The 25,829-nt window shown below is 70.2% G+C and carries 22 protein-coding genes, 1 pseudogene and 1 riboswitch; of the genes and pseudogenes, 2 read left to right on the top strand and 21 right to left on the bottom strand.

Features of this window, described 5'->3' with window-relative positions:
* Positions 1 to 371: 371 nt before the first annotated feature.
* Complete coding sequence (locus AC07PR_RS17080) at positions 372 to 932, bottom strand: RNA 2'-phosphotransferase (protein WP_495135989.1); 561 nt, start codon at positions 930 to 932, stop codon at positions 372 to 374.
* A complete protein-coding gene (gene ybiA / locus AC07PR_RS17075; RefSeq protein ID WP_495135988.1) occupies positions 929 to 1,513 on the bottom strand; it encodes a riboflavin biosynthesis intermediates N-glycosidase in 585 nt (194 codons plus the stop codon). Before ybiA ends, AC07PR_RS17080 begins: the two co-directional genes overlap by 4 nt.
* 140 nt (positions 1,514 to 1,653) lie before the next feature.
* On the opposite strand from ybiA, the gene AC07PR_RS17070 reads away from it, so the two are divergent.
* Positions 1,654 to 2,373: an NUDIX hydrolase gene (locus AC07PR_RS17070; RefSeq protein ID WP_495136262.1), complete on the top strand. Its 720-nt coding sequence runs from the start codon at positions 1,654 to 1,656 to the stop codon at positions 2,371 to 2,373.
* Between the two features lies 1 nt (position 2,374).
* Entirely contained in the window at positions 2,375 to 3,295 is a 921-nt protein-coding gene (locus AC07PR_RS17065) for an ADP-ribosylglycohydrolase family protein (protein ID WP_495135987.1), read from the top strand.
* A gap of 22 nt (positions 3,296 to 3,317) precedes the next feature.
* On the opposite strand, the gene AC07PR_RS17060 is transcribed toward AC07PR_RS17065, so the two are convergent.
* The 19 genes and pseudogenes from AC07PR_RS17060 to pth form a co-directional block, all read right to left on the bottom strand.
* Entirely contained in the window at positions 3,318 to 3,887 is a 570-nt protein-coding gene (locus AC07PR_RS17060; protein WP_495135986.1) for a hypothetical protein, read from the bottom strand.
* A gap of 204 nt (positions 3,888 to 4,091) precedes the next feature.
* Positions 4,092 to 4,478: a nuclear transport factor 2 family protein gene (locus tag AC07PR_RS17055; RefSeq protein WP_495135985.1), complete on the bottom strand. Its 387-nt coding sequence runs from the start codon at positions 4,476 to 4,478 to the stop codon at positions 4,092 to 4,094.
* A gap of 70 nt (positions 4,479 to 4,548) precedes the next feature.
* The gene (gene cobT, locus AC07PR_RS17050) at positions 4,549 to 5,592 is read right to left on the bottom strand and encodes a nicotinate-nucleotide--dimethylbenzimidazole phosphoribosyltransferase (protein ID WP_483107669.1); all 1,044 of its coding nucleotides are present in this window, start codon (positions 5,590 to 5,592) and stop codon (positions 4,549 to 4,551) included.
* Positions 5,593 to 5,608: 16 nt separating this feature from the next.
* Positions 5,609 to 7,105, bottom strand: coding sequence for a cobyric acid synthase (locus AC07PR_RS17045; RefSeq protein ID WP_495135984.1), 1,497 nt, complete (start codon positions 7,103 to 7,105; stop codon positions 5,609 to 5,611).
* A 161-nt stretch (positions 7,106 to 7,266) separates the two neighbouring features.
* Complete coding sequence (locus tag AC07PR_RS17040) at positions 7,267 to 8,382, bottom strand: pyridoxal phosphate-dependent aminotransferase (RefSeq protein ID WP_495135983.1); 1,116 nt, start codon at positions 8,380 to 8,382, stop codon at positions 7,267 to 7,269.
* Complete coding sequence (cbiB, locus tag AC07PR_RS17035; RefSeq protein ID WP_495135982.1) at positions 8,379 to 9,320, bottom strand: adenosylcobinamide-phosphate synthase CbiB; 942 nt, start codon at positions 9,318 to 9,320, stop codon at positions 8,379 to 8,381. Before cbiB ends, AC07PR_RS17040 begins: the two co-directional genes overlap by 4 nt.
* Before the next feature lie 153 nt (positions 9,321 to 9,473).
* Positions 9,474 to 10,043, bottom strand: coding sequence for a cob(I)yrinic acid a,c-diamide adenosyltransferase (gene cobO, locus AC07PR_RS17030; RefSeq protein ID WP_377160677.1), 570 nt, complete (start codon positions 10,041 to 10,043; stop codon positions 9,474 to 9,476).
* Between the two features lie 22 nt (positions 10,044 to 10,065).
* On the bottom strand, positions 10,066 to 12,153 hold the full coding sequence (locus tag AC07PR_RS17025) for a TonB-dependent receptor (RefSeq protein ID WP_495135981.1): 2,088 nt from the start codon (positions 12,151 to 12,153) through the stop codon (positions 10,066 to 10,068).
* Positions 12,150 to 16,343 (bottom strand): cobaltochelatase subunit CobN, encoded by a 4,194-nt coding sequence (gene cobN / locus AC07PR_RS17020; RefSeq protein ID WP_495135980.1) that lies wholly within the window; start codon positions 16,341 to 16,343, stop codon positions 12,150 to 12,152. The genes AC07PR_RS17025 and cobN overlap by 4 nt, the downstream gene beginning before the upstream one ends.
* Entirely contained in the window at positions 16,340 to 16,672 is a 333-nt protein-coding gene (locus tag AC07PR_RS17015) for a DUF2149 domain-containing protein (RefSeq protein ID WP_377160685.1), read from the bottom strand. Before AC07PR_RS17015 ends, cobN begins: the two co-directional genes overlap by 4 nt.
* On the bottom strand, positions 16,669 to 17,130 hold the full coding sequence (locus tag AC07PR_RS17010; protein ID WP_495135979.1) for a hypothetical protein: 462 nt from the start codon (positions 17,128 to 17,130) through the stop codon (positions 16,669 to 16,671). Before AC07PR_RS17010 ends, AC07PR_RS17015 begins: the two co-directional genes overlap by 4 nt.
* A gap of 11 nt (positions 17,131 to 17,141) precedes the next feature.
* Positions 17,142 to 18,536, bottom strand: a complete 1,395-nt coding sequence (locus AC07PR_RS17005; protein WP_495135978.1) for a cobyrinic acid a,c-diamide synthase CobB — start codon at positions 18,534 to 18,536, stop codon at positions 17,142 to 17,144.
* 7 nt (positions 18,537 to 18,543) lie between these two features.
* On the bottom strand, positions 18,544 to 19,332 hold the full coding sequence (locus AC07PR_RS17000) for an ABC transporter ATP-binding protein (RefSeq protein WP_377160691.1): 789 nt from the start codon (positions 19,330 to 19,332) through the stop codon (positions 18,544 to 18,546).
* Positions 19,329 to 20,351 (bottom strand): FecCD family ABC transporter permease, encoded by a 1,023-nt coding sequence (locus AC07PR_RS16995; protein ID WP_377160694.1) that lies wholly within the window; start codon positions 20,349 to 20,351, stop codon positions 19,329 to 19,331. Before AC07PR_RS16995 ends, AC07PR_RS17000 begins: the two co-directional genes overlap by 4 nt.
* Complete coding sequence (locus AC07PR_RS16990) at positions 20,351 to 21,310, bottom strand: ABC transporter substrate-binding protein (RefSeq protein ID WP_483109288.1); 960 nt, start codon at positions 21,308 to 21,310, stop codon at positions 20,351 to 20,353. The genes AC07PR_RS16995 and AC07PR_RS16990 overlap by 1 nt, the downstream gene beginning before the upstream one ends.
* Positions 21,311 to 21,315: 5 nt before the next feature.
* On the bottom strand, positions 21,316 to 21,933 hold the full coding sequence (gene cobU / locus AC07PR_RS16985; RefSeq protein ID WP_495135977.1) for a bifunctional adenosylcobinamide kinase/adenosylcobinamide-phosphate guanylyltransferase: 618 nt from the start codon (positions 21,931 to 21,933) through the stop codon (positions 21,316 to 21,318).
* 72 nt (positions 21,934 to 22,005) lie between these two features.
* Positions 22,006 to 23,982 carry a TonB-dependent receptor domain-containing protein gene (locus tag AC07PR_RS16980; protein WP_495135976.1) on the bottom strand — a complete coding sequence of 659 codons (1,977 nt, stop codon included), beginning with the start codon at positions 23,980 to 23,982 and terminating at the stop codon, positions 22,006 to 22,008.
* Between the two features lie 125 nt (positions 23,983 to 24,107).
* A riboswitch (cobalamin riboswitch) is annotated at positions 24,108 to 24,376 on the bottom strand.
* Positions 24,372 to 24,881 (bottom strand): hypothetical protein, encoded by a 510-nt coding sequence (locus AC07PR_RS16975; RefSeq protein WP_377160704.1) that lies wholly within the window; start codon positions 24,879 to 24,881, stop codon positions 24,372 to 24,374. It overlaps the preceding riboswitch by 5 nt.
* 205 nt (positions 24,882 to 25,086) lie before the next feature.
* A pseudogene (gene pth, locus AC07PR_RS16970) lies at positions 25,087 to 25,692 on the bottom strand (aminoacyl-tRNA hydrolase); the annotation flags it as partial.
* Between the last annotated feature and the right edge of the window lie 137 nt (positions 25,693 to 25,829).

Raw genomic sequence — 25,829 nt, 5'->3', positions numbered from 1 at the left:
GCGGAGGGGCTCGAAGATGAAGCGGAAAGTCATTGCAGTGGTGGTTGTTGTGCTCGTCGCTTTGATTGGGTTCTGGCTGTACGGGCAACTCAAAATTGACTCCTGCTTGGACAATGGTGGCCGCTGGAACAAGCAGCAATCGGCCTGCGAGTACCAGTAGCGGCAATTCCTCTCGAAGCGGGTGACGAAGCCTTCGCCGCTGGCGGGCACGTTCCAGTCGCGCGCGATCTCGACGGCGTACTGCTCGTTGGTGACCGGATAGAAGATCGGCTGGTCCGGAAGCCGCGGCGGCCAACGCCGATAACCCGACTGAGCCACGAGCGCCAACTCCTGCGGGCCGGTCGGCCGGAAGAGCGTGACGGTGGTGAATGTCATGGCATCACTTTCAAGTAGGTGTGCGGCACGGCGTCGGTCAACCAGACCCCGTTCTCCGTCCTGAAGAACTGATGACCGTCCCGGTGCATCCGGCCGGCGTCGACTTTCAGCAGCACGACTTTGCCGTAGCGCGAGCCGACCTGGCGCGCCGTGTCCGCGTTCTCGCTGAGGTGCACATGGTGGCGTTGCCGCTTGTCGAGCCCCTCGGCGAGGATGGCGTCGAGGAAGCGCGTCGCCGTCCCGTGCAGCAGCGTCTCGGGCGGCGCCACCGGGGACAGGTCGAGGGCCACCTCGACCGAATGCCCCTGGTTCGCGCGGATGCGCAGGCCATCCTCGCTGAAGGCGAAACGCTGCTTGTTGTTGGTCTCGACGATCTCGCGCAATAGCGGCAGGTCCAATCGCTTGCCTGCGGCCCGCGCGCCGGCGAGCAGCGCGTCGACCGTCACCCAGCCGTTCTCGTCGAGCGTGAGACCCAGCGTCTCGGGCTTGTGCCGCAGCGACAGGCTGAGCAGCTTGCTCAGCGAGGTCAGTGCCTTGTCGTTGTGCAAGTCGCTCATGGTCCGGTCGTCTCCTTTGCCGCTTTCAGCCGCGCGCGGACTTCCATCAACGCGAAGCCGAGCAGGTTCAACCCCTTCCACTGCGCAGGGTTGCGGGCGTCGGCATCGTTCGCCGCGAGCCCGATGCCCCAGACGGAATCGACGGGGCTGGCCTCGACCAGCACCTGGTCACCGGTACCCAGCAGAAACCGTCGCAGCGGACCGTTTCCTCCGAACTTGCCCATGTTGGCGGCCACCACGATGTCGAAGCGATGCTCGGCCCATCGACGCTCGTCGAAGCCTGCGACCTGGCGACCAAGTTGTTTGGCCAAGTCAGGGGTCTTGGCTTCCAGAATCTGCTGACGCAGTACTTGGTCGCCGAAGAGCATGGCCTTGGCAGCCATCATGAAGTGCTCCGCCGTACGGAACGTCTCCGTCCCGACCTGGAACGACGCGTCGTACCACTGGCTGAAGCAGGACGCGTTCACGCCGCGATCCTTCGGCGGGCGATGGCCCCAGAAAAGGATGTACTCGGCCGTACGGCCGGCCTGCAGGGATTCCACCAGACTGCGGACGTCCCGAGCTTCGCTGGCTTGATTCATTTCTTGTTCTCCCAATGTCTGTCGAGTTGTATAGTGCAACTCATTGAAGGTTGCACAATACAACTCTCCGCCGATCCGATCAAGTGAGAACGACGATGACGACCGATGCTTCGCGCCGGAAACCACAGCCCGCGCCGGCGATGGCCCCTTCTCCACCGGCTTTTCCACTGCCGTTCACGACGGTCGACGTGGTGATCTTCTCGGTGCTCGAGGACCAGCTGCGCGTCCTGCTGGTGCAGCGGCCCTCGAAGGACGAGGAGCCGTTCCCCGGCCGCTGGGCGCTGCCGGGCGGTTTCGTGGACGTTGATCGCGACCGCGATCTGGAGGCCTGCGCGCGTCGCAAGCTGTCGGAGAAGACCGGCGTCGCCAGTCCGTATCTGGAGCAGCTCGGCAGTTGGGGCGGCAGGGACCGCGATCCGCGCGGATGGTCGGCGACCCATGTGTACTTCGCGCTGATGCCCGCCGACGGCGTGACGCTGGCCAAAGGCGCGAACGCCGCCGACGTCGGCTGGTTCGAGGTGGAGACGCTGCTCAAGCGCCCCCGTCTGGCCTTCGATCACGCGGCGATCCTGAAGACTGCCGTCGAACGCTTGCGCGGCAAGGTCGAGTACACGTCGCTGCCGGCGTTCCTGCTGCCGCAGGTCTTCACGCTGCCGCAGCTGCAGCGGATGTACGAGGTCGTGCTGGGCCGGCCGGTCGACAAGAGCGGTTTCCGGACGCGGATGCTCGCGGCCGGGTTCCTGGAGGAGGCCGGACCGATGGCCGGCGACGCCAAGCGCGCCGCGATGGGTTATCGCCTGCGGGACCGCAAGAGCGCGGTGGTGTTCCCGCGGACCTTCAGTCCGCGACAGGGAGAGTGAGATGACGACATCGACACAAGCGCTTCGCCGCGATCGGGCGCTCGGCGCCTTGCTGGGGCTGGCCTGCGGCGACGCTGTCGGCACCACCGTGGAGTTCGAAGCGCGCGGCAGCTTCGCGCCGGTCACCGACATGGTGGGCGGCGGCCCTTTCTCGCTCGCCGCCGGGCAATGGACGGACGACACGTCGATGGCGCTGTGCCTCGCGACCAGCCTGGTCCATCGCGACGGATTCGATCCGGTCGATCAGATGAACCGCTACGTCAACTGGTGGCAATGGGGTTATCTGAGCAGTACCGGTGAATGCTTTGACATCGGCCTCACCACCGCCAAGGCCTTGCAGCGCTACCAGGTCTCGGGCGACCCGTACGCGGGCGACACGGATCCACGCAGCGCCGGCAACGGCTCGTTGATGCGGCTGGCGCCGGTGGCGCTGCATTTCCTGTCGGACCGCGCGGCGCTCCGACGGAACGCCCGCTTGAGCTCGATGACCACCCATGCCGCCGTCGAGGCTGTCGACGCGTGCGAGCTGTTCGCGGACCTGCTGGCCCGCGCCATCGACGGCGACGCGAAGGCCTCGTTGTGGGCCACCTCACGCGATGCGCACCTGAGCGCGACGGTCCTCAGTGCTGCCGATCCGTCGCTGTGCGACAAGAGCGTCGACCAGATCAGAAGTTCCGGCTACTGCATCGACTCGCTCGAAGCGGCGATGTGGTGCTTCGCGCGATCGTCCTCCTTCGAGGCAACGATCCTGACCGCTGCCAATCTTGGGGGCGATGCCGACACGGTCGCTGCGATCGCGGGGCAACTGGCAGGCGCACATTACGGCGCATCGGCGATTCCCCCGCGGTGGCTGGAACGGCTCGCGATGCGCGGCGAGATAGAACGCCTGGCCGAGGCACTGCTGACGACGGTTCCGGGCTGAACGCAGACCGCCGCGCGCGGCCTCATCCTTGCAGGAACGGCTGGAGCCACCGTTCGAATTCGTCCTGCCACGCGCGCTGAGCGGCCTCGAGGATCGCCTCCGGATCGTCGACCGGCGCCAGCTGCAGCTGCGCCCGCAGCCAGTCGATGTAGGCGTCGAGCCCCTCGCTCTTGCGGTAGTGATGCTCGCTGCGGAAGTAGTGGATGCGGTCGAAGTCGATGCGCGGCTCTACATCGCAGCTGCTGACGCGCAGCAGTTCGCGCACGTCGCGCGCGACGATCCATTCGCCGCCTTCATCGCCGAAGGCCACCACCGGCCAGCGGTCCGGCACCAGCGCTTGCGACGGGTCCGGATTCCACAGCGCGTAGAACGATCCCGACGCGGTCGCCCGCGCGAACGGGATCAGCCGGGACAGGAAGGCGGGATCCTCCGACCAGCCGTATCGCAGGCCGTCGTGGTCGTCGTCGGTGAGCGTCAGCGCGGCGGAGTAGTTGCCATCGCCGATGTCATTCTGGAAGCGCAGCAGCGCGAGCAGGGACTCGGGAACGGGCAGGTCGCCGAAGGGCGCGGCGAAGTCGGTGGGATCGATCATGGGAGGAGCGGGGAGTCGGTACAACGACCGGCTGGACCCGGCCAACCCCGCCTCTCTGGACAGCCGCGGAGCCGCCGCGAATCTAGCGCCCATCGGCCTTCCCGGGACGTGACCTTCGTCCACTTCCGCGCCCATGTCCCCTGACCCGGCGTCGCACGCGGATCGTGCGCGCGTGCACCACGACGTGCGTGGTGGCGGTGCGCCTCACCAGGTTTGTGCCGCCGGCGTCCCCTGGTGATATCGCATCTGCCACCCCTCCGCCGTCTTCAGCCAGAGCGAGGACCGCAGCGTGTGATGCACCAGCGAACCGTCTTCCTGGCGATGCGCCGAACGGTAGGTCAGCAACGCCGCATCGGGTGCGAGCGGCGCGATGCGGAACTCGTCCGGCACGACCTTCGGCGGCTCCTGGTCGTCGGCAAGCCAGCGGATGATGGTCTCGCGGTCGTACTGGCGGCCGGAGCGGCCGACCTCGTGGAAGTCCGGGTGCAGCAGCTGCGACAGCCGCTCGGCGCTGCAACGCACGCCGGGGTGGTGGAGCTCGACTTCCAACGCGCGCAGCGTGTCGAGCAACGAGCGCTCAGTGTTGGACATGGCGGTTCGAATCCTTGTGGAGCCGCGAGCATAGCGTCGGCTGCCCGCCTGACCGCTCGCGGAAGCGGCGTCAGGTCTTGTCGCTCACGCCCGCCGAATCGAAGCTCGCCATCTCGCCCAGCACGCGGCAGGCCGATTCCAGCAGCGGCCAGGCCAGCGCCGCGCCGGAGCCTTCGCCCAGGCGCAGGCCCAGATCCAGCAGCGGCTGCGCCTGCAGCGTATCCAGCATCAGGCGGTGGCCCTGCTCGTTGGAGCGGTGCGCGAAGATGCAGCGCTCCAGCACCGCCGGCTGCAACTTGGCGGCCACCAGCACTGCCGCGCCGGTGATGAAGCCGTCGACGACGATCACCCGGCGTTCCAGCGCCGCCTGCAGCACCGCGCCGACCATCATCGCGATCTCCAGCCCGCCCAGCGCGGCCAACGCCGCCAGCGGCTCGATCGCGCGCGGATGCTTCTCCAGCACGCGCGCCAGCACGCCCAGCTTGTGACGCAGCTGCGCGTCGTCCAGGCCGGTGCCGCGGCCCACGCAATCGGCCAGCGCAAATCCGCCCAGGCGCGACAGCAGCAGCGCCGCCGACGAGGTGTTGCCGATGCCCATCTCGCCCAGCAGCAGCGCATTGCCCGGCCGCTTCTGCAGCAGCGTCTTGCCGGCGGCGATGGCGGTCGCGCACTCGTCGACCGTCATCGCCGGGCCCTCCAGCATGTCGCGGCTGCCCATCGCGATCTTCGCGATCAGCAGGCCCGGGCGCGGCTCGAAGCTGTGGCGCACGCCGGCGTCGACGACGCTCAACTGCAGCCCGTGCTGACGCGCCAGCACGGAGACCGCCGCGCCGCCGGCCAGGAAGTTCTCCACCATCTGCCAGGTCACGTCCGACGGGAAGGCCGACACGCCGTGCGCCGCCAGCCCATGGTCGGCCGCGAAGACCATCATCTGCGGGTCCACCAGCTTGGGCTGCTCCGTGCCCTGGATCATCCCCAGACGCAGCATCAGGCCCTCCAGCCGGCCCAGCGAACCCAGCGGCTTGGTCTTGCGATCGATGCGGTGCTGCAGCGCCGATGCCAGCGCCGCATCGTGCAACGAGGGGATCGAGGGAATCAGGTCTTGCTTGGTCATGGGACTTCTCGGGACATCAAGGGGAAGGAAGAGAGGGCGGCGACGGGGACAGCAGGCCCATCAGCACGCCGGGCGCGAAATGGCGGTCGATGTAATCGGCCAGTTCGTCGAAGACCTGGTCGAGCGGACGCGCCGGCCGGTCGAACAGCGCGGCCAGCACACGGTCGTCCTCGAACAGGCCGTGCAGGTAGTGGCCGAGCACCGGCCCGTGCTGCCAGCCGACCGGCTCGCCCAGGCCGTCGAACAGCACCGGCCGCGCCGCGGGCAGGCCGGGGTGCTGCGCCGTGCGGCCATGGTGGATCTCGTAGCCGCGGGCCACTTCGTCGTTCAGCGACGACCACGGCGCGTCCAGCGACGGCGCGAAGCGGCACTCGGCCTCGCGCAGCAGCTTCTCGCGCTCGAACAGCGTCACCAGCGGCAGCAGGCCCAGGCCCGGCGCGTTGCCATCGAGCCCGTGCGGATCGACCAGCGCCTCGCCCAGCATCTGCAGCCCGCCGCAGATGCCCAGCACCCGCCGGCCGGCGGCCGCGTGCGCCGCGACCGCGACGTCCAGCCGCTGCGCGCGCAGCCAGGCGAGGTCGGACGCCACCGCTTTCGACCCCGGCAGGATGATCCAGTCCACGCCGTCGAGCTCGGCCGGCGTGCGGACCCAGCTCAGGCGCACGTCCGGCAGATTGCGCAACGGCTGGAACTCGTCGAGGTTGGACAGCCGCGGATAGGCGATCACGGCGACGCGGATCACGCCGCGTCCGCCGCCATGGACCCCACCTGCACCAAGGCCGCCGGTCGTGCGGTCGTCGAAGACGCCGTCCTCCTCGGGCAGCCCGTGGCCGCGCCACATCGGCAGCGTCGCGAGCGTTGGCACGCCGGTCATCTGCTGCAGCATCTCCGGGCCCGGCGACAGCAGCGCGGCGTCGCCGCGGAAGCGGTTCAGCACGAAGCCGCGGATCAGCGCGCGCTCGTCCGCCGGCAGCAGCGCGTGCGTGCCGTACAGATGGGCGAAGGCGCCGCCGCGGTCGATGTCGGTGACCAGCAGACAGGCGGCGCCGGCTTCGCGCGCGGTGCGCATGTTCACGTAGTCGCTGCTGTGCAGGTTGATCTCGGCGGGCGAGCCGGCGCCCTCGATGACGACGACGTCGTTCTCGTCGAGCAGCTCGTGCAGCGCGCCGCGTGCGCGCGTCCACAGCGCCTCGCTGCGTTCGCGCCACGGCGCGCGGCTGAGCGCCTCGTCGACCTCGCCCATCACGACGACCTGCGAGGCGGTGTCCTTCTCCGGCTTCAACAGCACCGGGTTCATGCGCACGTCGGGCCGTGCGCGGGCGGCCAGCGCCTGGAAGTACTGGGCCGAGCCGATCTCGCCCTGCCGACCATCGAGACCTGGCACCACGCGCGCGTTGTTGCTCATGTTCTGCGCCTTGTACGGCGCGACGCGCAGCCCCTGCCGCGCATACCAGCGGCACAGCGCCGTGGTGAGGAAGCTCTTGCCCGCGCCGCTCGTGGTGCCGAGCACCATGACGGCCCGCCCCCGCCCCCGACCCCGCCCGGCCACCCCCTCCGGGGTCAACGAGTCACCCTGGGGCCGGAATGGGGCTTGGGGGTCCTGGAGGGATCCCCCATGCCCCGTGGAGAGCCCGCGCTTGGCGGTCCGGCTGACATCATCCGACGCAGGACCGCTCACAGCGTTTCTCCAAACGGATGCGTCGTGTCGAACGCGCCATGGCGCGACGGCGGTGCCGGCAGCGGCGTGTGGCCGCCGAAGGTGAGCATCGCGGCGGCCAGCGCGTCGACGGCCTCCGGCGCCTGCACCGACACGCGCACGAGCCCCGGCAGTCCGAACGACGTCGCATCGCGCAGCTTGATGCCGAGCGCGCGCAGGCCTTCGAGCAGCGGCTCCGGCATGCCGTGCCACGGCGACGGCAGGGCGGCGAGCCAGAAGTTGGCGATGCCGCCGTCGATCTGGTCGAAGCCCATCGCGGCCATGCGCGTCCACTGCGCTTCGCGCCACTCGCGCAGCAGCGGCAGCGAGGCTTCGAGTTCGTTGCGGATGGACGGCGTGGTCCAGGCTTCGAGCAAGGCCTGACCCTCGGACGACAGCACCCAGCTCGGCGCGAGCTCCTCGACGCGATCGATCCAGAGGCCGTCGCGCGGACCGATCAGGTAGGCGCCGCGCACGCCGGTCAGCCCGAAGGCCTTGTTGGGACAGACCAGCCGCCAGGCCCCGTCGGCGATGGGCTGCGGGAGCGCGCAGCCGCCGGCCAGGCGCAGCGCGTCGTAGGCCTGGTCGACGACGAGCTGCGAGCCGCTCTGCCCGAGCGCCAGCGCCACGGCCGTCCACTCGGCGGGGCCGAAGCTCGCGCCGGTCGGGTTGTTGGGATCGCAGACCCACACCAGCGAGGGCAAGGTCAGCGCGTCGGCGAGCTCGAACGCGTCGTCGTAGCCGGTCACCTGCAGGCCGAGCGCGTGGGCCGCCGCCGCGTAGTCGCCGAAGCCGGGCTGCGGCACGCAGACGCGCGTGACCCCCGACAGCATCGCGGCGAGCGTCAGGCGGCGGATGGCTTCCGAGCCGCCGGAGGCGGGCAGCACGCGTTCGGGCTCCACGCCGTGCCAGTCGCCCAGGCGGGCGCGCAGCGCGGCGTAGGTCGGGTCGGGGTAACGCAGCCGGTCGGCGCGCAGCACCGCGTCGAGCGCCGCCGGCGGCGGGCCGAGCGGGTGGGCGTTGGTCGAGAAGTCGTGACGCACCGGCGGCCCGGCATCGGTGCCGCCGTGCGTGAGCGATGGGAAGCGAGTCATCGTGCGAATCCGCCGCGCAGTGCGGCGGTACCGAGCGCCAGCAGCGCGGCGAGGCCCAGCATCGCGCGGGCGGCGAGCCGTTGGGCGGTGAGCATGTCCTCGGCGACGACGTCGCTGCCGGACGGATTGAGCCGGTAGTGGCCGGGCTTGCTCAGCGCGCGGCCGAGCCGCAGCGCCATCGCGCCCATCGGCCAGCCGCCGTTGGGCGAGGGCGTGCGCGTGGCCTCGCGCAGCAGCGGCGCGAGCAGCGCGGGACGCAGCGCGACGATCGCCAGTCCGGTCAGGCGCGCCGGGATCCAGGACAACACGTCGTCGGCGCGCGCGGCCCACTTGCCGGCCCATTCCCAGCGGCCGCGATAGCCCCACATCGCATCGGCCGTGTTGGCGAAGCGGTAGACCGCCGCGCCTGGCAGGCCGGCGACCATGAACCAGAACAGCGGCGCGATGACGGAGTCGTTGAGGTTCTCGGCGAGTGTCTCGATCGCGGTCTCGCGGACCTCGAGCGCGGAGAGCTGCCGCGTGTCGCGGCTGACCAGGCGCGACAGCTGCGCGCGGCCCTCGTCGAGCGATCGTGCGAGCGCGGTGTCCACGGCGGCGACCTCGTCGCGCAGCATGCGCCACGCGAGCATCGGCTTCAGCGCGAGTCCCAGCAGCAGCGCCGCGACCGCGAGCCGCCAGCCGCCGAACCATGGTTCGAGCCCGACGATGACCGCATGCTCGATCGCCCACGCGGTGACGGCCGAGAGCGCGATCCCTGCGGTCCACGCGAGCGCACCGCCGATGAACGCTGCCTTCGGCGACATCGCGCAGAGCCGGTCGCCGAAGAGCCCCAGGAAACGGCCCATGCCGACGACCGGATGCACGGCGGCGGGCGGCTCGCCGAAGCAGCGGTCGAGCAGCAGTGCGATGGGGATCGCGAGGGCGAGCAGCCAGGACATGGAGTTCAGAATAAGGATGTCAGCAAGCGCGCTGACGAGGGCGAGCAGGGCGGCGGAATCCGTCCAATCTAGGCGCAAAGCGGAGCAGTAGCGGCGCTACTGCGAGCATTTGCAACGACGAGTGGGCGGATTCTGCCGTCATGAGCGTCCTCGTCAGTCTTCGATTCCTCGCTGGGCCGGCACTCCTGCCTTGAAGTGATGTTTCACCATTGTCATTTCCGTCACCGTGTCTGCCAGATCCATCAATTCCTGAGGCGCGTTGCGCCCGGTCAGGCAGACGTGCACCTGCGACGGCCGCTCGCGCAGCGTCTCCAGCACCGGCTCCAGCGGCAGCCATCCATAGCGCAGCGGATACATGATCTCGTCCAGCACGACGAGGAAGTGTTCGCCGGCCAGGATCGTGGCCTTCGCCCGTTCCCAGCCGTCGCGTGCGAGCTGCGCCGAATGGTCCAGGTCCTTGCTTTTCCACGAGAACCCGTCGCCCAGACCCTCGATGGGCACGCCGATCTGCTCGAACAGCCGGTGCTCGCCGAAGCGCGCGCTCGGCACCTTCATGAACTGGTAGATGTGGACCGGCTTGCCGCGCCCATGTGCGCGCAGCGCCAGCCCGAAGGCCGCCGTGCTCTTGCCCTTGCCGTTGCCGGTGTGGACGATCACCAGCCCGCGGCGTTCGCCGTCGGGAATGATGCGCACCCGGTCGACGGGCGGTTTTTCGATTTCCATGTCGATGCTCCGATGAATGCGTTCAGATCCGCGCGCGCAGGCTGAGACGGAAGGTGCGCGGCTCCATCGGATGCACGAGGCGCCCGTTGATGCCTTCGCCGTTGTTGCAGCCCGCGCCCTCGGCCCGGGTGCAGGCGGCGCCCCAGTACTCGATGTCGTTGGCCTTGGTGTCGAAGAGGTTCAGCACGTCCAGGCCGAGCTGCCAGCGGTCGCTGAGCTGGTAGCCCAGACGCCAGTTGGCGGTGAACACGGCCTTGGACTTCTGCGTGCCGGTCTCCTCGAGCGCGTAGGCGCCCAGGTACCGCAGCTTGAAGCCGCTGGACCACGGACCCGCCGGCGCCCAGTTGGCCGACATCGACGCCGACCACGGCACCGCATTGGGCACGCGCTTGCCGCTGCCGAACTCGGTCTCGGTCGCCTCGACGAAACGGGCGCGGGACCAGGCCACGTCCGCGTCGATCAGCCAGTCGCGGCCGACCTGCACGTCGTTGGACCATTCCAGCCCCACGCGCTTGGACGCACCGCGCGCTTCGGTCACGCCCTCGTCGCCGACGAAGACCAGCTCCGAGGCCAGGTTGGCCTGCCACAGCGCCAGACTGGTGGTCCAACCCGTGACGGGCTTGGTGCGCAGCCCCAGCTCCGTGCTCTTGGTGCGCGCCAGCAGCGGCAGGCGGTCGACCTCGCTGCCGTCGGCGGGATTCGTCGTCGAGGTCGCGCCGCGCGCATCGTTCGAGCGGAAGGCCCGTGCCCAATGCAGGTAGACCTCGGTGTCCGCCGCGACGCGCGCGATCAGGCCCAGCTTCGGGCTGAACTGCGACTGGCTCGCCTTGCCGCCGTTGTCCATGTTGAACTCGCCCGCGGTCGGCGAGACCGTCGCGCGCATCGTGTCCCAGCGCGCGCCCACGGTGCTGCGCAGCCAGTCGGTCCAGCGGCTGCCGAGCTCGACGAAGACGCCCGCGTTGTCCTGGCTGACGCGGTCCTCGCGCACGGTGTGCGTGCGCACGCGGTCGACGGTGTCGTACAGGCCGAGCGTGCCGATCTTGTCGTGGCGCCATTGCAGGCCCCAGGTCAGTTGCTGGTCGGCGGGCAGCCACGCGGCGGGCAGCTGGTGCTTCAGCGAGCCGCCCCAGAGCTTGCGGTGATCGGCCTGCTCGTGCTGGTCACCGTCGGGGCCGTTGATGAAGCCGGACGGCGCGGAGAACAGGTTCAGCGCGTAGTCCACCACCCAGGCGTCGGCGGTCCACTGGCCGCTGCCCTGGTTGTAGGCGAATCCGCCGCTCAGACTGTGGCGGTGCGTGCGGCCGCCATCGTTGGCCAGCAGCGTGCCGTAGCGGCCGATCTCGCCGCTGTCGATGGCGCGCTCGGGCACGTGCTCGCTGGCCCGCCAGGCGGCGCTGTAGCTCAGCAGGTCGACGTGCGCGCCGTTGCGCTCGTCGCCGCGCGTCAGGCGCAGCACCGCGTTGCGGCGATGCAGGTCCTCGGCCTGGTCCCACGGGCCGTCGTAGACGCTGCCCTCGACCGCGCCCAGCAACGACCAGCCGCCGCCGACCTTCGCGCTGCCGGCGCTCAGCGCGCGCCGGTAGCCGTAGGGGCCGGCCGTCACCTGCGCGAAGGGGCGCTCGATCTCGCTCAGGTAGCCGATGCGCGCGGCGCCGGTCGTCGCGAAGTCGCCGTCCTCCGCGTTGAACGCGCCCTTGCGGTAGCGCAGGCTGTCGACCAGCTCCGGGATCAGGAAGTTCAGGTCCATGTAGCCCTGGCCGTGAGCATGGCTCGCCATGTTCACCGGCATGCCGAGCACGAAGGTCGCGAAGTCGCTGCCGTGGTCGAGGTTGTAGCCGCGAAGGAAATACTGGTTGGCCTTGCCGTCGCCGCTGTGCTGCGTGACGGTCATGCCGGGCATTGCTTCCAGCAGCTCGGCCGGGCGCAGCAGCGGACGCAGCGCCAGCCGCTCGACGCCGACCTCGCCCTCGGAGGCGCTTTCGGCTTCGCCGAGCTGCGCGCGGCTGCTGATGCGGACGGTGTCGAGCTTGTTGGCGTCCTGCGCATGGGCGGCGCCCGCGAGCAGTGCGATCGCGCTTGCGATCACGGTGATCCTGTTGTTCGAGTTCAAGCGGCTCCCCGTGGGATCAGGTGGTTGTCGTTATGGAAATGCAGGCCCGCTCGATGTGGCGCATTCGATCGGCGCGATTGCCAGATGGCGCCGGCGCACATGAGCAGCGCCATCGCGATCCAGGCGAGCGCCTGTTCGAGGCGCTCTGCCGTCGGCGCGGCCGTTGTCGGCTTCGGGGGCTCGGGCACGCGCTGCAGCGCGAGACCACGCACGGTCGGAACCGGCGGCACGGCGGGAGTCGCGCGCCGTTCCGCAGGCTTCTGCGCCTTGTTGGCCGGCTGCGGCGCGACGGGTGACGCCGGCTGGAAGGCCGGCACGTCCTGCGGCAATTGATCCGCCGTCCAGCGGCGCACCGAAGCCAGCTCGTTGTTCAGCGGCGCCGCTTTCGTCAGGTCGCGGTACAGCGAGGCGATCTCCTGCTTCGTCCGCGCATCCGGCTTCCAGTACCCCATGCGGTCGGCCTGGACCAGGCGCTCCAGCGCCTGCGCATAGGCCTGCGGGTTCTGCTTCAGCCACGCCGGCACGCCGAGCTTGTGCCTGTCCTTGACCAGCACGTCGTAGAAGCTCTGCCAGTGGTCCGCCCGCACGGTGCCCGGCGCGATGCTCTGCCAGCCGAAGCTGTACTGCACCGCCTTGAGCACCTGCAGCGCGCCGGACCAGCCCTCGGCCTGCTGCGCCTTCAGCCAGCCGGGGTGCAGGTAGCGGCTCTGCATCTCCAGCGCGATCGCCTGCGCGGCGGTCTCGGTGTGCTGCTCGGCGGCGTCCTGCAACTGGCTCACGTGGAGGGCGACGCCCGTCGTGTTGCCCGCGACCTTCGCCGCCGCGGCCAGGCCGCCGAGGTACTGGAACGGATCGTCGCTGCTGACCATGGCGTACAGGTGGCTGCTGCGCGACATCAGCGCCGCGTCGGTGTGGCGCAGGTGCGCGCCGAGCGCCTGCTGCGCCTGCGCCGGGGGCACGCTGAGCGGCTCGCCATCGACGTAAGGTTGGCTCATGGTCGACAGGAAGAGCTGACCCAGGCGCGGATCGGTCTGGCCGTCCTTGCCCTTCAGGCCGTTGTCCTGCACTGCATCCGCGATGCCGGTGCCGTAGTCGCCGGCCGGGTTGCCGAACACGCGTGCCTGCGCCAGCGCTTGCGCCTGCGCGGGCTTCAAACCCACCTTGCGGAGCTCACCCGCGATCGCGCGGTTGTTGCTGGCGATGGCGTTGTCGGACTCGGCATCGCCGGCCGCGGCGACCGCCTGGTCGATCAGCTTCATCAACGCCGGGAACTGGTCGCGGTAGGAGCCGGTGATCGACAGCAGCACGTCCACGCGCGGACGGCCGAGCTCTTTCGGGCTCAGCAGCTTGATCGAGGTCGGCCGGCCGGTCGCGTCCCACACCGGCGTGGCGCCGAGCGCCACCAGCGCCTGCGCTTCCATGATCCCTTGATGGCGGAGCGTCTCGCCCGCCCACAGCGACAGCGCGAGCCGCCGAGGCGCGGTGCCGGCCTTGGCCTGCTCCTCGTACCAGCGCTTGAACAGCGCCTGCGCGGCCTCGAAGGCCTGGCGCGTGGGCAGCCGATTCGGATCGAGACCCGTCAGGTTGCGGCCCGTCGGCAGGCTCTCCGGATTGCGCAGCAGATCGCCGCCGTAGGCCGCGGGGATGAAGCGCCCATCGAGCGCACGCAGCAGCCCGGGCATCTCGCCTTCGGTCGAGAGCCGCGTCGACATCTCCTGCGCGCGCAGCGCGAGTTGGTACAGCGCGGCCTGGTCGATCGGCTTGCGCGCGGCGCGGTTGGGGACGAAGCCGTCGCCGCAGGTGACCAGGGGAGCGCTCGCGGCGGTGCCGGGTGAGGAGGCTGCGTGCTTGAGCTCCGCCGCGACTGCGGAAGCGGCCGATGCCGCCGCCGCCGTGCCGGCCGCGATGCAGGCGGAAGGACGTAGATCGAGGTGGCTCGCTGCGTCCGCGTCCTTCAGCGCGAGGTCCAGCCAGCGCGCCGGCCGTGCCTTCGCCACGCCCTCATGGTTGATGAGGAAGGCCTCGTCGATGTCTTCGCCGAGCGCCTCGATCAGCGGCACGCGCAGCAGCTGCAGGATCGAGCCGCGACGCTGGTCTTCATCAGGCACGACGCCGAACACCGCCAGCCCCTGGGGTTGCGAGCTCTGCGCGAGCCGATCCAGATACGGATGCAGCAACTCCAGATAGCCGCTGAAGTTGGCGGCGATCTGCTCGGCGCTCCAGCCCAGGTCGCGATGCAGGTTGTGCTCGACGAACTGCTGGATCATCTGCCGCTCCAACCCTTGCCGGGTCGGACCGGGATCGACAGTTTCCCACTCGTGCATCAGCTCATGCATGTGGGCCATCTGCGCGTTGAACCCGGCCGGCGCGAAGCTCGGCGTGCGATGGCTCACCATCAGCGCGCGACCGCGGCGCTTGGCGGTGAGTGCCTCACCGAGGTTGTCGACGATGTAGGGATAGATCACCGGCGTGTCGCCCAGCGGCAGCCACACGGGATCCATCACATCGGGCCCGCGGATCTTGCCCGGCGCCCATTCCTGCGTGCCGTGCGTGCCGAAGTGGATGATCGCGTCCGCCTGCCGCGCCCACAGGTAGGTGGCGAGGTAGTGGTGCGACAGCGGCGTCTTGCTGCGATGCATGAACGGGTCCTGCCCGTTGCGCAGCGTCTCCTCGCGCGGCGGCTGCGGCAGCACGGTGAGCGCGCCGAGCTTCAGGCGCGGGATCACGAAGACCGGCTCGCCGCGCACGCGCAGGACGTAGCGGCTGCTGGCCGGCGTGCCCCAGCGCGCGACGATGGGATCGCGCACGGCCTTGGGCAGCGCGTCGAACCACGCGGTGTAGCGCGCGAGCGGCAGCGCCTCGGCCTGGTCGGCATCGAGCAGCGCCTGCAGATCGGTGCCCGGGTAGTACGCGGACAGCAGCGGCTTGAGGCCGGAGATCCAGTCGGCCTCCGCCATCGGCGTGACGCCGTAGCCCGCGTCCTTGAGTCCGGTGCTGACGCGCGCCAGGCTGCGCGGCACGTTGAGGAACGAGGCGCCGAAGTTGCTGCCGCCCGGCGGGTAGTTGTAGACGAAGGCGACCAGGCGCTTGTCGGCGTTCGCCTTGGTCTGCAGCGCGACCCAGCGCGCGGCCTTGCCGGCGACGCTGGCGGCCTGACGCTCGATGAGCTCGGGCTCGCCGCGCTTCGGATGCGCGACGACGACGACCGGATCGATGAGCCCGGCCGCCTCCGGCTGCGCGAAGTAGAACGGGATGTCGGCCTGCGCGAGGCCGGTCTCGCTGCCTTCCCACACCGCGGCTTCATCCTGGCGATACGGCTGCGTCTGCAGCACCGGCACGCCCCAGCGCTCGAAGGTGGGTTGCAGCGTCGCGCCTTGCGGCAGCAGGCTGTGGTTGACGATCACGCGCGCCTGCACCTGGCCGTCGCGCTCGAGCAGCTCCGACAAGGGCTTGTCGCTGAGCTGGCCGCTGAAGGCGGCGTAGGCGAGCAGGCCCTGCTTGCGGAACATCGCGAGCCAGCGGTCCAGCCACTCGGTGTTGCCCTGCACGAAGTGATAGCGGTGCAGCAGGATGGCGACGGGCTCGCCGCGCAGCCCTTGCTGCGCGGCCCAGGCGCGGAACTCCGCCGCGTCGGCGAAGAGCTTCGGAGCACCGGGATAGTGGACGCCGCGCTGCGGGATCAACTGCGGCGGGCCGAGGTCGGGTGCGCGCTTGCCATCGAGTTGCGCCCGCGCGATCGCGAAGGCCGCGCGCGTGTTGGCCGGACCGCCGGCCTGCAGATATGCGCGCAGGCTGCGATCGCTCGCGGCAGGCTCGCCCGCGGGAATCCACAGCACGCGCGGGGCGGGCAGGGCGGCGCGCTGCAGCGCGGCGTCGAGGATCTGATGCAGCCGCGCTTCCGCGGTGGCATGCGGGATGTCGATCCAGACGAGGTCCGCTTCGCGCAACGCGCGATCGAGCGCCGGATCCTTGTCGACCGGCGCGCCGCGCAGCGGGTACTCGATCTGGCGCACCTCGAAGCCGAGGGCCTTGCCCTCGCGCTCCAGCAGCGCATGCTTGGCGGCCGGCGTGATGTCGACGCTGAGGAACAGCACGCGGGACGACGCGTTCGCGGCGCTCGCGACGAGCGGCACGCACAGCGACAGGACCGCGACCGCGAGGCCGCGCGCCAGCAGGGACGCGATCCTCATGGCTTGGGCGCTTCCCCGGCCTCGGGCACGTAGATGATCGAGCCGTCCTTCAACTTGTACGCGACGCCGGCGCGCTCGCCCTGGCCTTCGGCGCTGCCGCCGTTGCCGCGGTACTTGATCTCCTGGCCGTCCTTGCGCACGACGATCTCCATGCCCGGCTGGCCGGGGTTGCGGATCACCGTTTCGTCCGCGTGCGACTGCTGCTGCAGCGCGACGGCGGTCAGCAGCGCGACGACCAGCACCAGGAACACGTCCACCAGGTTCACCGCGGACAGCATCGGGTCGTCATCCTCTTCGGCGAGGATGGAGAGGCGGCGGCCGGCGCTCATGCCCAGCCCTGTTCGGTCTTGATGGCGAGCAGCTCGGCCAGCAGCCAGCGGCGACGGATCGAGTACACGACGAGCGCGATGGCGGCCGCCGCCAGCGCGAGCACGACGCCCGAGAACGCCGAGCTGAACACCGCCAGCGCCGCCTGACCCTGGCCGGCGGCGACGCTCTGCAACGCCGGGCCGAGCGGGACCATCGTCGCGATCAGGCCCAGCAGCGGGGCGACGCGGCCCAGCAGGCGCGGCGCCTCGAGGCTGCGGACGATCTGGAGCTCCAGCGTCTCCAGGTTGCTCGTCGCATGCACCTTCAACTGACGGTAGCCGGGCTGGCGGCGCTGCACGGCCTCCATCAGCGTGGCGCCCGCCGTCCACAGCGCGTAGACAAAGCCGAGGGCAACAAGGATCAGCACCGGCCACAACAGGGCCTGCGCAATGTGGGCGAATCCGGATTCGAGGAACATGGTCGGTGGGCTCAGAGCTTGGAGAATGAATCGGTGCCGCCGAAGAACGCGGCGATGGCACCCGGGTTCGACGGGAAGTAGTGGTGGACGTAGCTCGCGCGCAGCGAGCCGACGGCATACAGGCGCTCGGTGGCGCGGCCGGCGTTGGGGTTGGTCGCTGTGGCGATGGGGGTGAGCGGCGTCTCCATCGCGGAGTAGTGGAAGGTGTGGCCCCGCAGCTCGCCCTCGGGCCAGGCGATCGTCTGCAGCCCCAGCGCGGCCAGCCGCTTCTGCATCGCCGCGCGGCCCGGCATCAGCGCCGCCATCGCCTGCGCACCGCCGTCGGCATCGCTCAACTCGTCAAGCAGCACCAGCATCCCGCCGCATTCGGCAAGCAGCGGCTTCTCAGCTGACAGGTGCGACGCAAGATCGCCGAAGAAGCGCGGATGCGCGCGGAGCGTCCGCGCATGCAGCTCGGGGTAACCGCCGGGCAGCCACAAGGCGTCGCATTCGGGAAGGTCTTCGCCCGCGATCGGACTGAACTCTCGGACATCCGCGCCCAGCTCGCGCAGCACATCAAGATTCGCCGGGTAGATGAAGGAGAAACACGCGTCGTTGGCGACGGCGATGCGCCGCCCCTCCAACGGACGATCGAGCGCAAGACCGACGGGCGGTGGCCCCTTTTCTCCGTGTCCCTCCTTCAGTTGCCTGCCGGCAACTGAATTCCCTCCTTGACCTCCGAAAAGGGGCCACCGCCCGTCGGTCTTCGATCCGCTCTGGAAAATGTCCCGCAGCGCGCCAACCTCCCACGCGTTCGCCCACGCCTCCAACTGCTTGTCGATGTCCGGAAGCTCCAAGGCCTGCACCAGACCCAGATGCCGCTCGGGAAGGGACAGCGTTGCATCGCGCTTCAATGCGGCAATCAGCGGGAGGTCGTCGGGAAGACCTTCACCCACCATGCGCGCGTGCGCATCACTGCCGACACGATTGGCGATCACGCCGGCAACTTGGATGTCATCGCGGAAGCGAGCCAGTCCCGTCGCCAAGGCGGCGAAGGTCTGCGCCATCGCCGATGCGTCCAGCACCACGATCACCGGCAACCCGAACGTCGTCGCCAGATCCGCGCTGCTCGGCTTGCCGTCGAAGAGACCCATCACACCCTCGACCAGGATCAGGTCGGCGCTCTCCGCCGCCCTCGCGAGCAACTGTCTGCAATGCGCCTCGCCCCCCATGAACAGGTCGAGCTGGTAGACCGTGTGACCGCTCGCGCGCTCCAGCACCATCGGATCCAGGTAGTCCGGCCCCGTCTTGAAGACACGCACGCGCAATCCGCGCCGGCGCGCCGCACGCGCCATCGCCGCAGTCACGCTCGTCTTGCCCTGGCCGGAAGCCGGCGCACTGATCAGGAAGGCTGGGCAGGCAGTCATCGGGAGTTCATTCATTGAGCGCGACCCAGCGGCCTTGCACTTGAAGGATCAGCAGTCGGTTGTGGAAGACGCGCTGCAGCGCGTCGTGCGTCGTCGCGTCGTGCGGGGCACCCTCATGGACGATGCGACCACCATCCATCACCACCAGCGTGTCGGCCTGCAGGGCGACGTTGAGCTCATGAAGGACGCTGACGACGGCGCCACCCGCCGCGACACGCTCGCGCACGATGCGCGCCCAGTCGCTCTGATGCGGCGGATCCAGGTGGGCCAGCGGCTCGTCCATCAGCAGCACGCCCGCGCGTACCGCCAGCGCGCGCGCCAGCAAGACGCGCTGCCGCTCGCCGCCGGACAGGCTGCCCAGCGCGCGGTCCTTCCAGTCCCAGCTTTGCGTCTGGCGCATCGCGTGCTCGACGGCCTGGTGATCGGCGGCGCTGGCCGGCGCCAGCCAGGGCTGATGAGGCAGCCGACCCAGCATCGCAATGTCGTAGGCCGTGAGATCTTCCGAGGCCGCTTCGTTCTGGCCGAGCCACGCGACCTGCCGCGCGCGCTGTTTTGCCGGCCAGGCCGTCCAGGGCTTGTCGTCGAGGGTCAAGGTGCCGTCGAAAGGCAACAGGCCCGCGATCGCGCGCAAGAGCGTCGACTTGCCCGCGCCGTTCGGGCCGACGATCGCCGTCCATGCACGTGGCGCAAGTGCCAGCTTCAGTGCGTGAAGCACGGGGCGATGGCTGAGGGACAGCGACTTCAGGTCGATGCGCAGCGACGGCACGTGGCCGAGATCCACGGCGTCCGCGCTCATCGCGAACCTCCGGTGCCGCCGAAGTGCGCCTTGCGCCGGTGCATCAGCCACAGCAGATAGCTGCCGCCGAGCAGGGCGGTGATGATGCCCACCGGCAGTTCCTGCGGCGCGATGACCCAGCGCGCGGCGATGTCGGCGGCGAGGAGCAGCGCACCCCCCGTCAGCGCCGAGAGCAGCAGCAGCGCGCCGTGGGTGGTCGGTCCCCAGCTGCGCACGAGGTGAGGCGCGACAAGGCCGACGAAAGCGATCAGTCCGCATTGCGCGACTGCCGCGCCGGTCGCCAGCGAGAGCGCGGCGATCAGGAGCAGTCGGATCAACGTGAGCCGCTGTCCGAGCGAGCGCGCGGTGTCCTCGCCCAAGGTCAGCGCATCGAGCGTGCGGCTGCAGCCGAGCGCGACCAGCAGGCACAGCCCCATCGCGACGACCATGACCTGCACCGCGCTCCAGCCGACATAGCCGGTGCTGCCGAGCATGAAGGCCTGCATGGCGCGCAGGATGTCGGGATTCATCAGCGTCAGCAGCGCGGAGCCGGAGCCCAGCACCACGCCGACGACCACGCCGGCCAGCAGCAGTCGCAGGCTCTGCGTGACGCCGCGCGCGAGCACGAGCGTGAGCAGCACGGCGCCGATGGCGCCGACGAAGGCTGCGCCGGTCATGCCGACGCGCAGCGCCAGCGCGGCCGCGGCGGGCGAGACGCCCATGACGAAGAGCAGCGCCGCGACGCCCAGCGACGCGCCCGCGGAGCAGCCCAGCAGGTACGGATCAGCGAGCGGGTTGCGGAACAGGCCCTGTGCGATCGCGCCGGCCAGTGCCAGCAGCGCGCCGGCGAGCCACGCGCCGATGGAGCGCGGCGCGCGGATGTCCCACAGGATCATGCGCATGGTGTCGCTGCTCTCCGTCCACGGACTCCATCCCATGCTGCCGATGGCCAGGCCCAGCGCCAGCAGGGCGGCGCCGAGCAGCAGCAGCGCCGTCAGCTGCGCCGCCGTCTTGGGGGAGAGCAGGGAGGAGGGCCGCATCAGCGCATGCCCCCGGGCGGCGCGTTGAAGGGCACCGTCGGCAGCGGCACGGGGCCGGCCGCCGCCTCACGCAGGCAACGCGCCATCAGCGCCGCGGCCTCCGACATGCGCGGGCCGGGGCGGACGAGCACGTCGGACTCCGACGGGATCCAGACGCAGATCCGCTGGTTCTTGACCGCGCGGATCGCGGGCCAGCCGGGTCGTTGCGGCAGTCCCGCCGCGTTGCGCTGGCCGACCATGATGACCTGCGGATCGGCGCGGACGATGAATTCGGGGTTGAGCTTGGGGAAGGGACCGAGCTCGGCCGGGATGATGTTCTTCGCGCCGAGACGCGTCAGGATCTCGCCCATGAAGGACGCCGTGCCCGCGCCGTAGGGGCCGGCGTCGACCTCGTAGTAGACGCTGAGGCCACGCGCGCCCGGAGGCAGCGTCGCGGCGCTCTGCGCGATGTGGCCGTCGACGCGGTTCCACAACCGGCGCGCGTCGTCCTCCTTGCCGAGGATCTGCCCCATCTTGCCCAGCACGCGCTGGACGTCGTTCATGCTCTTGGGCTCCAGCGCGACGACCTTCAGGCCGAGGCCCTCCAGCCGGTCGATGACGCGCGCGGAGACGCCCAGCACCACGACGTCCGGCTTCAGCGCCACCAGCGCCTCGATGCTCGTGTCGTCGAGACCGCCCAGGCGCGGCAGCTTCTGCACGCTCACCGGGAAGTTGGAGAAGCGGTCCACGCCGACGACCTTCGCGCAGTCGCCGAGCTCGCAGATGGTCTCGGTCAGCGAGGGCAACAGGCTGACGATGCGTCGCGGCACATCGGGCAGCGTGACCGTGTGGCCGCGGTCGTCCTTCAGCGTGATCGGCGCGGCGATCGCGGTCGTCGCGAAGGTCGAGAAGGTCGCGAGCATTCCCAGCATCGCGCCACCCGCCGCGATCCTGATCGCGCCTCGCATCCAGCGTTCCATCGACGTCATCCGTTGTGCTCCTCGTTCGCTTCGTTCGCCTTGTTCGCCGTGTCGGTGGTCTGGCCGGCGCCGTCCGGGTCCTCGACGGGCCGTGTCCATGGCTGTCCCGCGACCATCAAGGTGAGCTCGGCGCACTGCCGCGCGACGAGCTGGTTGAGCCAGCCCAGCTCGTCCACATAGGCGCGCACCTCGCGACCCATCGGCATCACGCCCCAACCGACCTCGTTGGAAACGAAGACGACGGGCGACGCCAGTTGCGGCAGCAGTCGCTGCAGGTCGGCGCATTCGGTGCGCCAGTCGTCGAGACGCGGCGCGCCGTCCATCGGCATCAGCCAGTTCGTCAGCCAGAGCGTCAGGCAGTCGACGACGATCAATCGCTGCGGCGAGGCCGCGGCGCGCAGCGCCTCGCACAGGCGCAGCGGCGCTTCGAGGGTGTCGAAGCCCGCCGGGCGGTCCGCGCGATGGCGCGCGATGCGCTCGCGCATCTCGTCGTCATGGGCCTCGGCGGTTGCGATGACGGTGACCCGGTGCGTCGGCGTGCGCGCCCAGCGCAGCGCGAGGCGCTCCGCGTGGCGCGACTTGCCGCTGCGTTGGCCGCCGATGATCAGTTGATGAGCGGACATCCGGAATCTCCAGTGAAAGCCAGGCATTGACGCCGAGAGACAGACCTTACCGCCTGGGCCCGCCGCGTCGGATTACAGCGACGGCGAATACCGCAGCGTGACGAACCAGGTGCGCGGCGCCTGCTGGTAGAAGTTCGCCGTCTGGTAGTCGCGGTTGAAGGCGTTGTCGACGTTCAGCTGCAGGCGCCAGTCCTTCGCGAAGGCGTATTGCGCGTCCAGGTTGAGCAGGCCGTAGCCGCCCAGGCGGGTCTTGTTGGCGGCATCGTCGAAGCGCTGCCCCGAGCCGACGACGTTCGCGCCCAGCGTCCAGGCGCGCAGGGTGGTCTCGGCGCGCAGCGTGCCGAAGCGCTTGGCGCGGCGTTGCAACTGGCGGCCGGTGTTGGCGTCGGTGGGGTCGAGGAAGTCCGCCGTGGCGCTCAGGTTCACCGGACCCAGCTGCGCACCGCCCTTGAGGCTGGTGCCCTTGAGCAGCGCGCGCGCGACGTTGCTGTAGCAGCCGGTCGTCGAGCGGCAGGTCCCCGCCGCGCCGAAGGCGATCAGGTCGGTGACGCGGTTGTGGAAGGTCGTGACCGAGAAGTCGACGTTCCCTTGCGCCCACGCCAGCCCGGCTTCGCGGTTCTGCGCGCGCTCGGGGCGGAGTGCCTCCACGCCGGCCTTGGTCGTGTCGGGACCGTAGACGCTGCCGCGCTGATAGAGCGTGGGGGCCCGGAACGCATTGCCGGCCGAGGCCGTCACGCGCCAGCCGCCGCCGATCTTGAAGCCCGCCGCCAGGCTGCCGGTGTCGATGCCGCCGAATTCGCTGTCGTCGTCATGCCGGCCGTGCGCCTGCAGGCTGAAGGCGCCGAGCGTGCCGAGGTAGCTCAGGCCGAGCGCGTTCTGGTCGCGGTCGCCCTTGCCGCCGCCGACGAGGTCGGTGTTGACCAGGCGATCTTCGCGACGCTCCAGCAGGGCGTTGAGCTGATGTTGCTCGTTGATCCGGTAGAAGCCCTGCAGCGAGGCGCTGCGGATGCGCGTCTTCGTCAGGTAGGGCGAGCTCGGCTTGGTCTCGTAGTTCTCTTCGGACTGACCCGCCGACAGCTGGGTCGACAGCGCGGAGGACCAGGTGGAGTTCAGGCTCAGCTTGCCCGCCAGCGTCTCGGTGATGCCGCGGTCGTCGGCGTTCTTGCCGGCGTCGTAGCCGGCGTTGGTGCGGCTCTTCAAGCCGATGAACTCGAGGCGCTGGCCGTCGGCCACGCGACCGCCCAGGCGCAGGCTGCCGCTGTAGTTGCGCCAGCCGTCGGCGTCGGGGTTGTAGCTCCGGGCCGCCGTGTTCAGGTAGGCGTTGAAGCCGGTGCCGCGATCCAGCGCGAGCGAGCCGGCGTAGTCGAAGTCCGCCGTGCCGCCGCTGATGCCGACGTCGGCCTTCACCTGGCCGAGGTTGCCGCCGCCGAGGCCGAGGTCCAGCTGCGTGCGGCCCGCTCCCCGGCGCGTGAAGATCTGCACCACGCCGCCGATGGCGTCGGAGCCGTACAGCGCGCTGGCCGGGCCCTTGAGGACCTCGATGCGCTCGATCTGCGAGACCGGCAGGTTCTGCCAGCTGGCGCCGCCGGAGGATTGGCCGTCCACGCGCACGCCGTCGATCAGGACCACGGTGTGCCGGGTCTCGGCGCCGCGCACGAAGACGGAGGTCGAATTGCCCGGCCCGCCGTTGCTGGTCATCTGCAGGCCGGCGACGTTGCGCAGCAGCGCGGCGATGTTGCCGAAGCCCTGGCGCTCGATGGTGTCGCGGTTGATGACGGTCAGGTCGGCCGCGACGTCGGACAGCTTCATCGGGCTGCGCGTGCCGGTGACGGTGACGTCGTCGAGCCGGCTCGAAGGGCTGACGGTGGGGGAGGCCGCGGGGGAAGCGGAGGAGGGGGCGGACTGCGCGGCCGCGGCCGCGGCCGTGGAGAACGCCGCGAGCGCCGGGAGCGCCGGGAGCGCCAGGAGCGTCGACAGGGCGAGCGCCATCGGGGTGAGGGCAGGCAGCGAGCGGGCACCAGCGCGCGCGCGCGAAACGAACGGAAGCATGAGGAACGGACCAACGACGGAGTTCAGACGCCTGCTCACCCGCAGGGCCTCTGAGAAACGGCGTCGCCGGCTCGTCGTCGGGTCGTCCTTGTGAAAGCTCACGAAGGACGCGTCGCGCGATCGGCTGGAGACGCCACCTGTTGGCCGGTATCCGGGCTGGTGGCCGCTGCCTGTGTCCTTCCCAGCGCAGAGGCGCCAGTGGACGTGGGGACAGGCAGTGCCGGCTGCCGCCCGGTGTTCCCTCTTCAGGATCCCGGGCGCGCGACCGGCGGCCACTTACCGTTGCGGGGACAGCTCAGGTTGGTTCGCGCATCGGGGATGCGACCACTTCCTGATTCCCGTTTAACTGCACGGACGCAATGTCCGCACGAGCACCAACGGCGCGCATTCTAGCGAGCTGCGGGCGTCGTGGTGCTGTCGCTCGTCGTGGGCTTGGGCTGCAGCGCGCCATCCGGTGACTTCGGCACCTTGGGCTTCTTCTTCGGCGGCTTCTTCGGATCCTTGGGCTTGGGCTTCTTCGGATCCGCGGGTTTCGCCGGCTTCGCGGCGCGCTGTCCCGGCAGGCGGCCGTCGATGCCGGCGGCCTTGGGCGGCGCCTTCGCCGACTGGCGTTCGCGCTCACGCTCGCGCGCGGCCAGGTCGCGCGTCTCGGCGGCCGTGCGCTTGCGCGCGGCGTCGGCCTCCTTGGGATCGACCGGGTCCTTCGGGACCTCGGCCTTGCGGCCCTGTCCTTCGGGGCAGGGGCTGTCGCGCAAGTCCTGACCCTCCGGGCCGCAGCGGTAGAAGCCGAAGGTCCGCTCCTGCTGCGGGGGCGCCTTGGGCACGTCCTGCGCGTTCGCCGCGCCAAGCATGAGGACCAGAACAGCAGTCGTCAGGATCAGGGCGGCGCGCGCGGGCATGTCAGTCTCCGGGGATAGGGGGTGGGGCAGGGGGAACTGCCGGGGAAGGCACAGGACCAGGGGCAGGGATTGCAGCGGCTGCCATGGCTGCGGCCGTCGAGGCCGCGGTCACCACCGTGCCGGCAACCGGGGCGCCAGCCGTCGGCGCGGCGCCTGCGGCACCGGGCTTGGGCGGCAGGGTCGTCGGCAGATTGGCGGGCAGATTGGCAGGTCTGGGCGGCTTGGGCCGGGGCGGCTTGGCATGCAGCAGCGCCACGGCCTTGGCCATGTCGCCGCCCGTCATCAGCTTGAAGGCCTCGAGCGACTTGCCGATGCAGTCCTCGACCGCCTGGCGCTCGGCCACCGGCGGCTTGCGCAGCACGTAGCCGGCGACCTCGCCCTTGTGGCCCGGATGGCCGATGCCCAGGCGCAGGCGCCAGAAGTCGCCGCTGCCCAGCTGGGCCTGCATGTCCTTCAGCCCGTTGTGGCCAGCGTTGCCGCCGCCCTGCTTGAGCTTGAGTTCTCCGGGCGCGATCTCGAGCTCGTCGTGGATCGCCAGGATCTCCTCCGGCGCGATCTTGAAGAAGCGCGCCAGCGCCGCCACCGACTTGCCCGAGAGATTCATGTAGGTCATCGGCTGCAGCAGCCAGATCGGACCGGAGGCGCCCGGTGCATCGTTCACGCGCGCGACCAGGCCGAAGTACTTGGTGTCCAGCTGCGGCGTGACCTTCAGGCCGCGCGCCAGCGCATCGATCCACCAGAACCCGGCGTTGTGGCGGGTGTCCTCGTATTCAGGGCCGGGATTGCCCAGGCCGACAAAGAGACGAATCATGGGGCGCGATTATCAGTGTCGAGCTCAAAAGCAGAAGGCCCCGCGAGCGGGGCCTTCTTTGGAGGGAAGCCACCCTGAAGGGGGCCTCCCGGCAACGAACGCAGACCTCGTCAGGCCAGCGTCCGGAGAGGAAGAAA

This window comes from Roseateles sp. GW821-FHT09H11, assembly GCF_059415845.1.
This window is presented reverse-complemented; position numbering and strand designations above follow the sequence as displayed.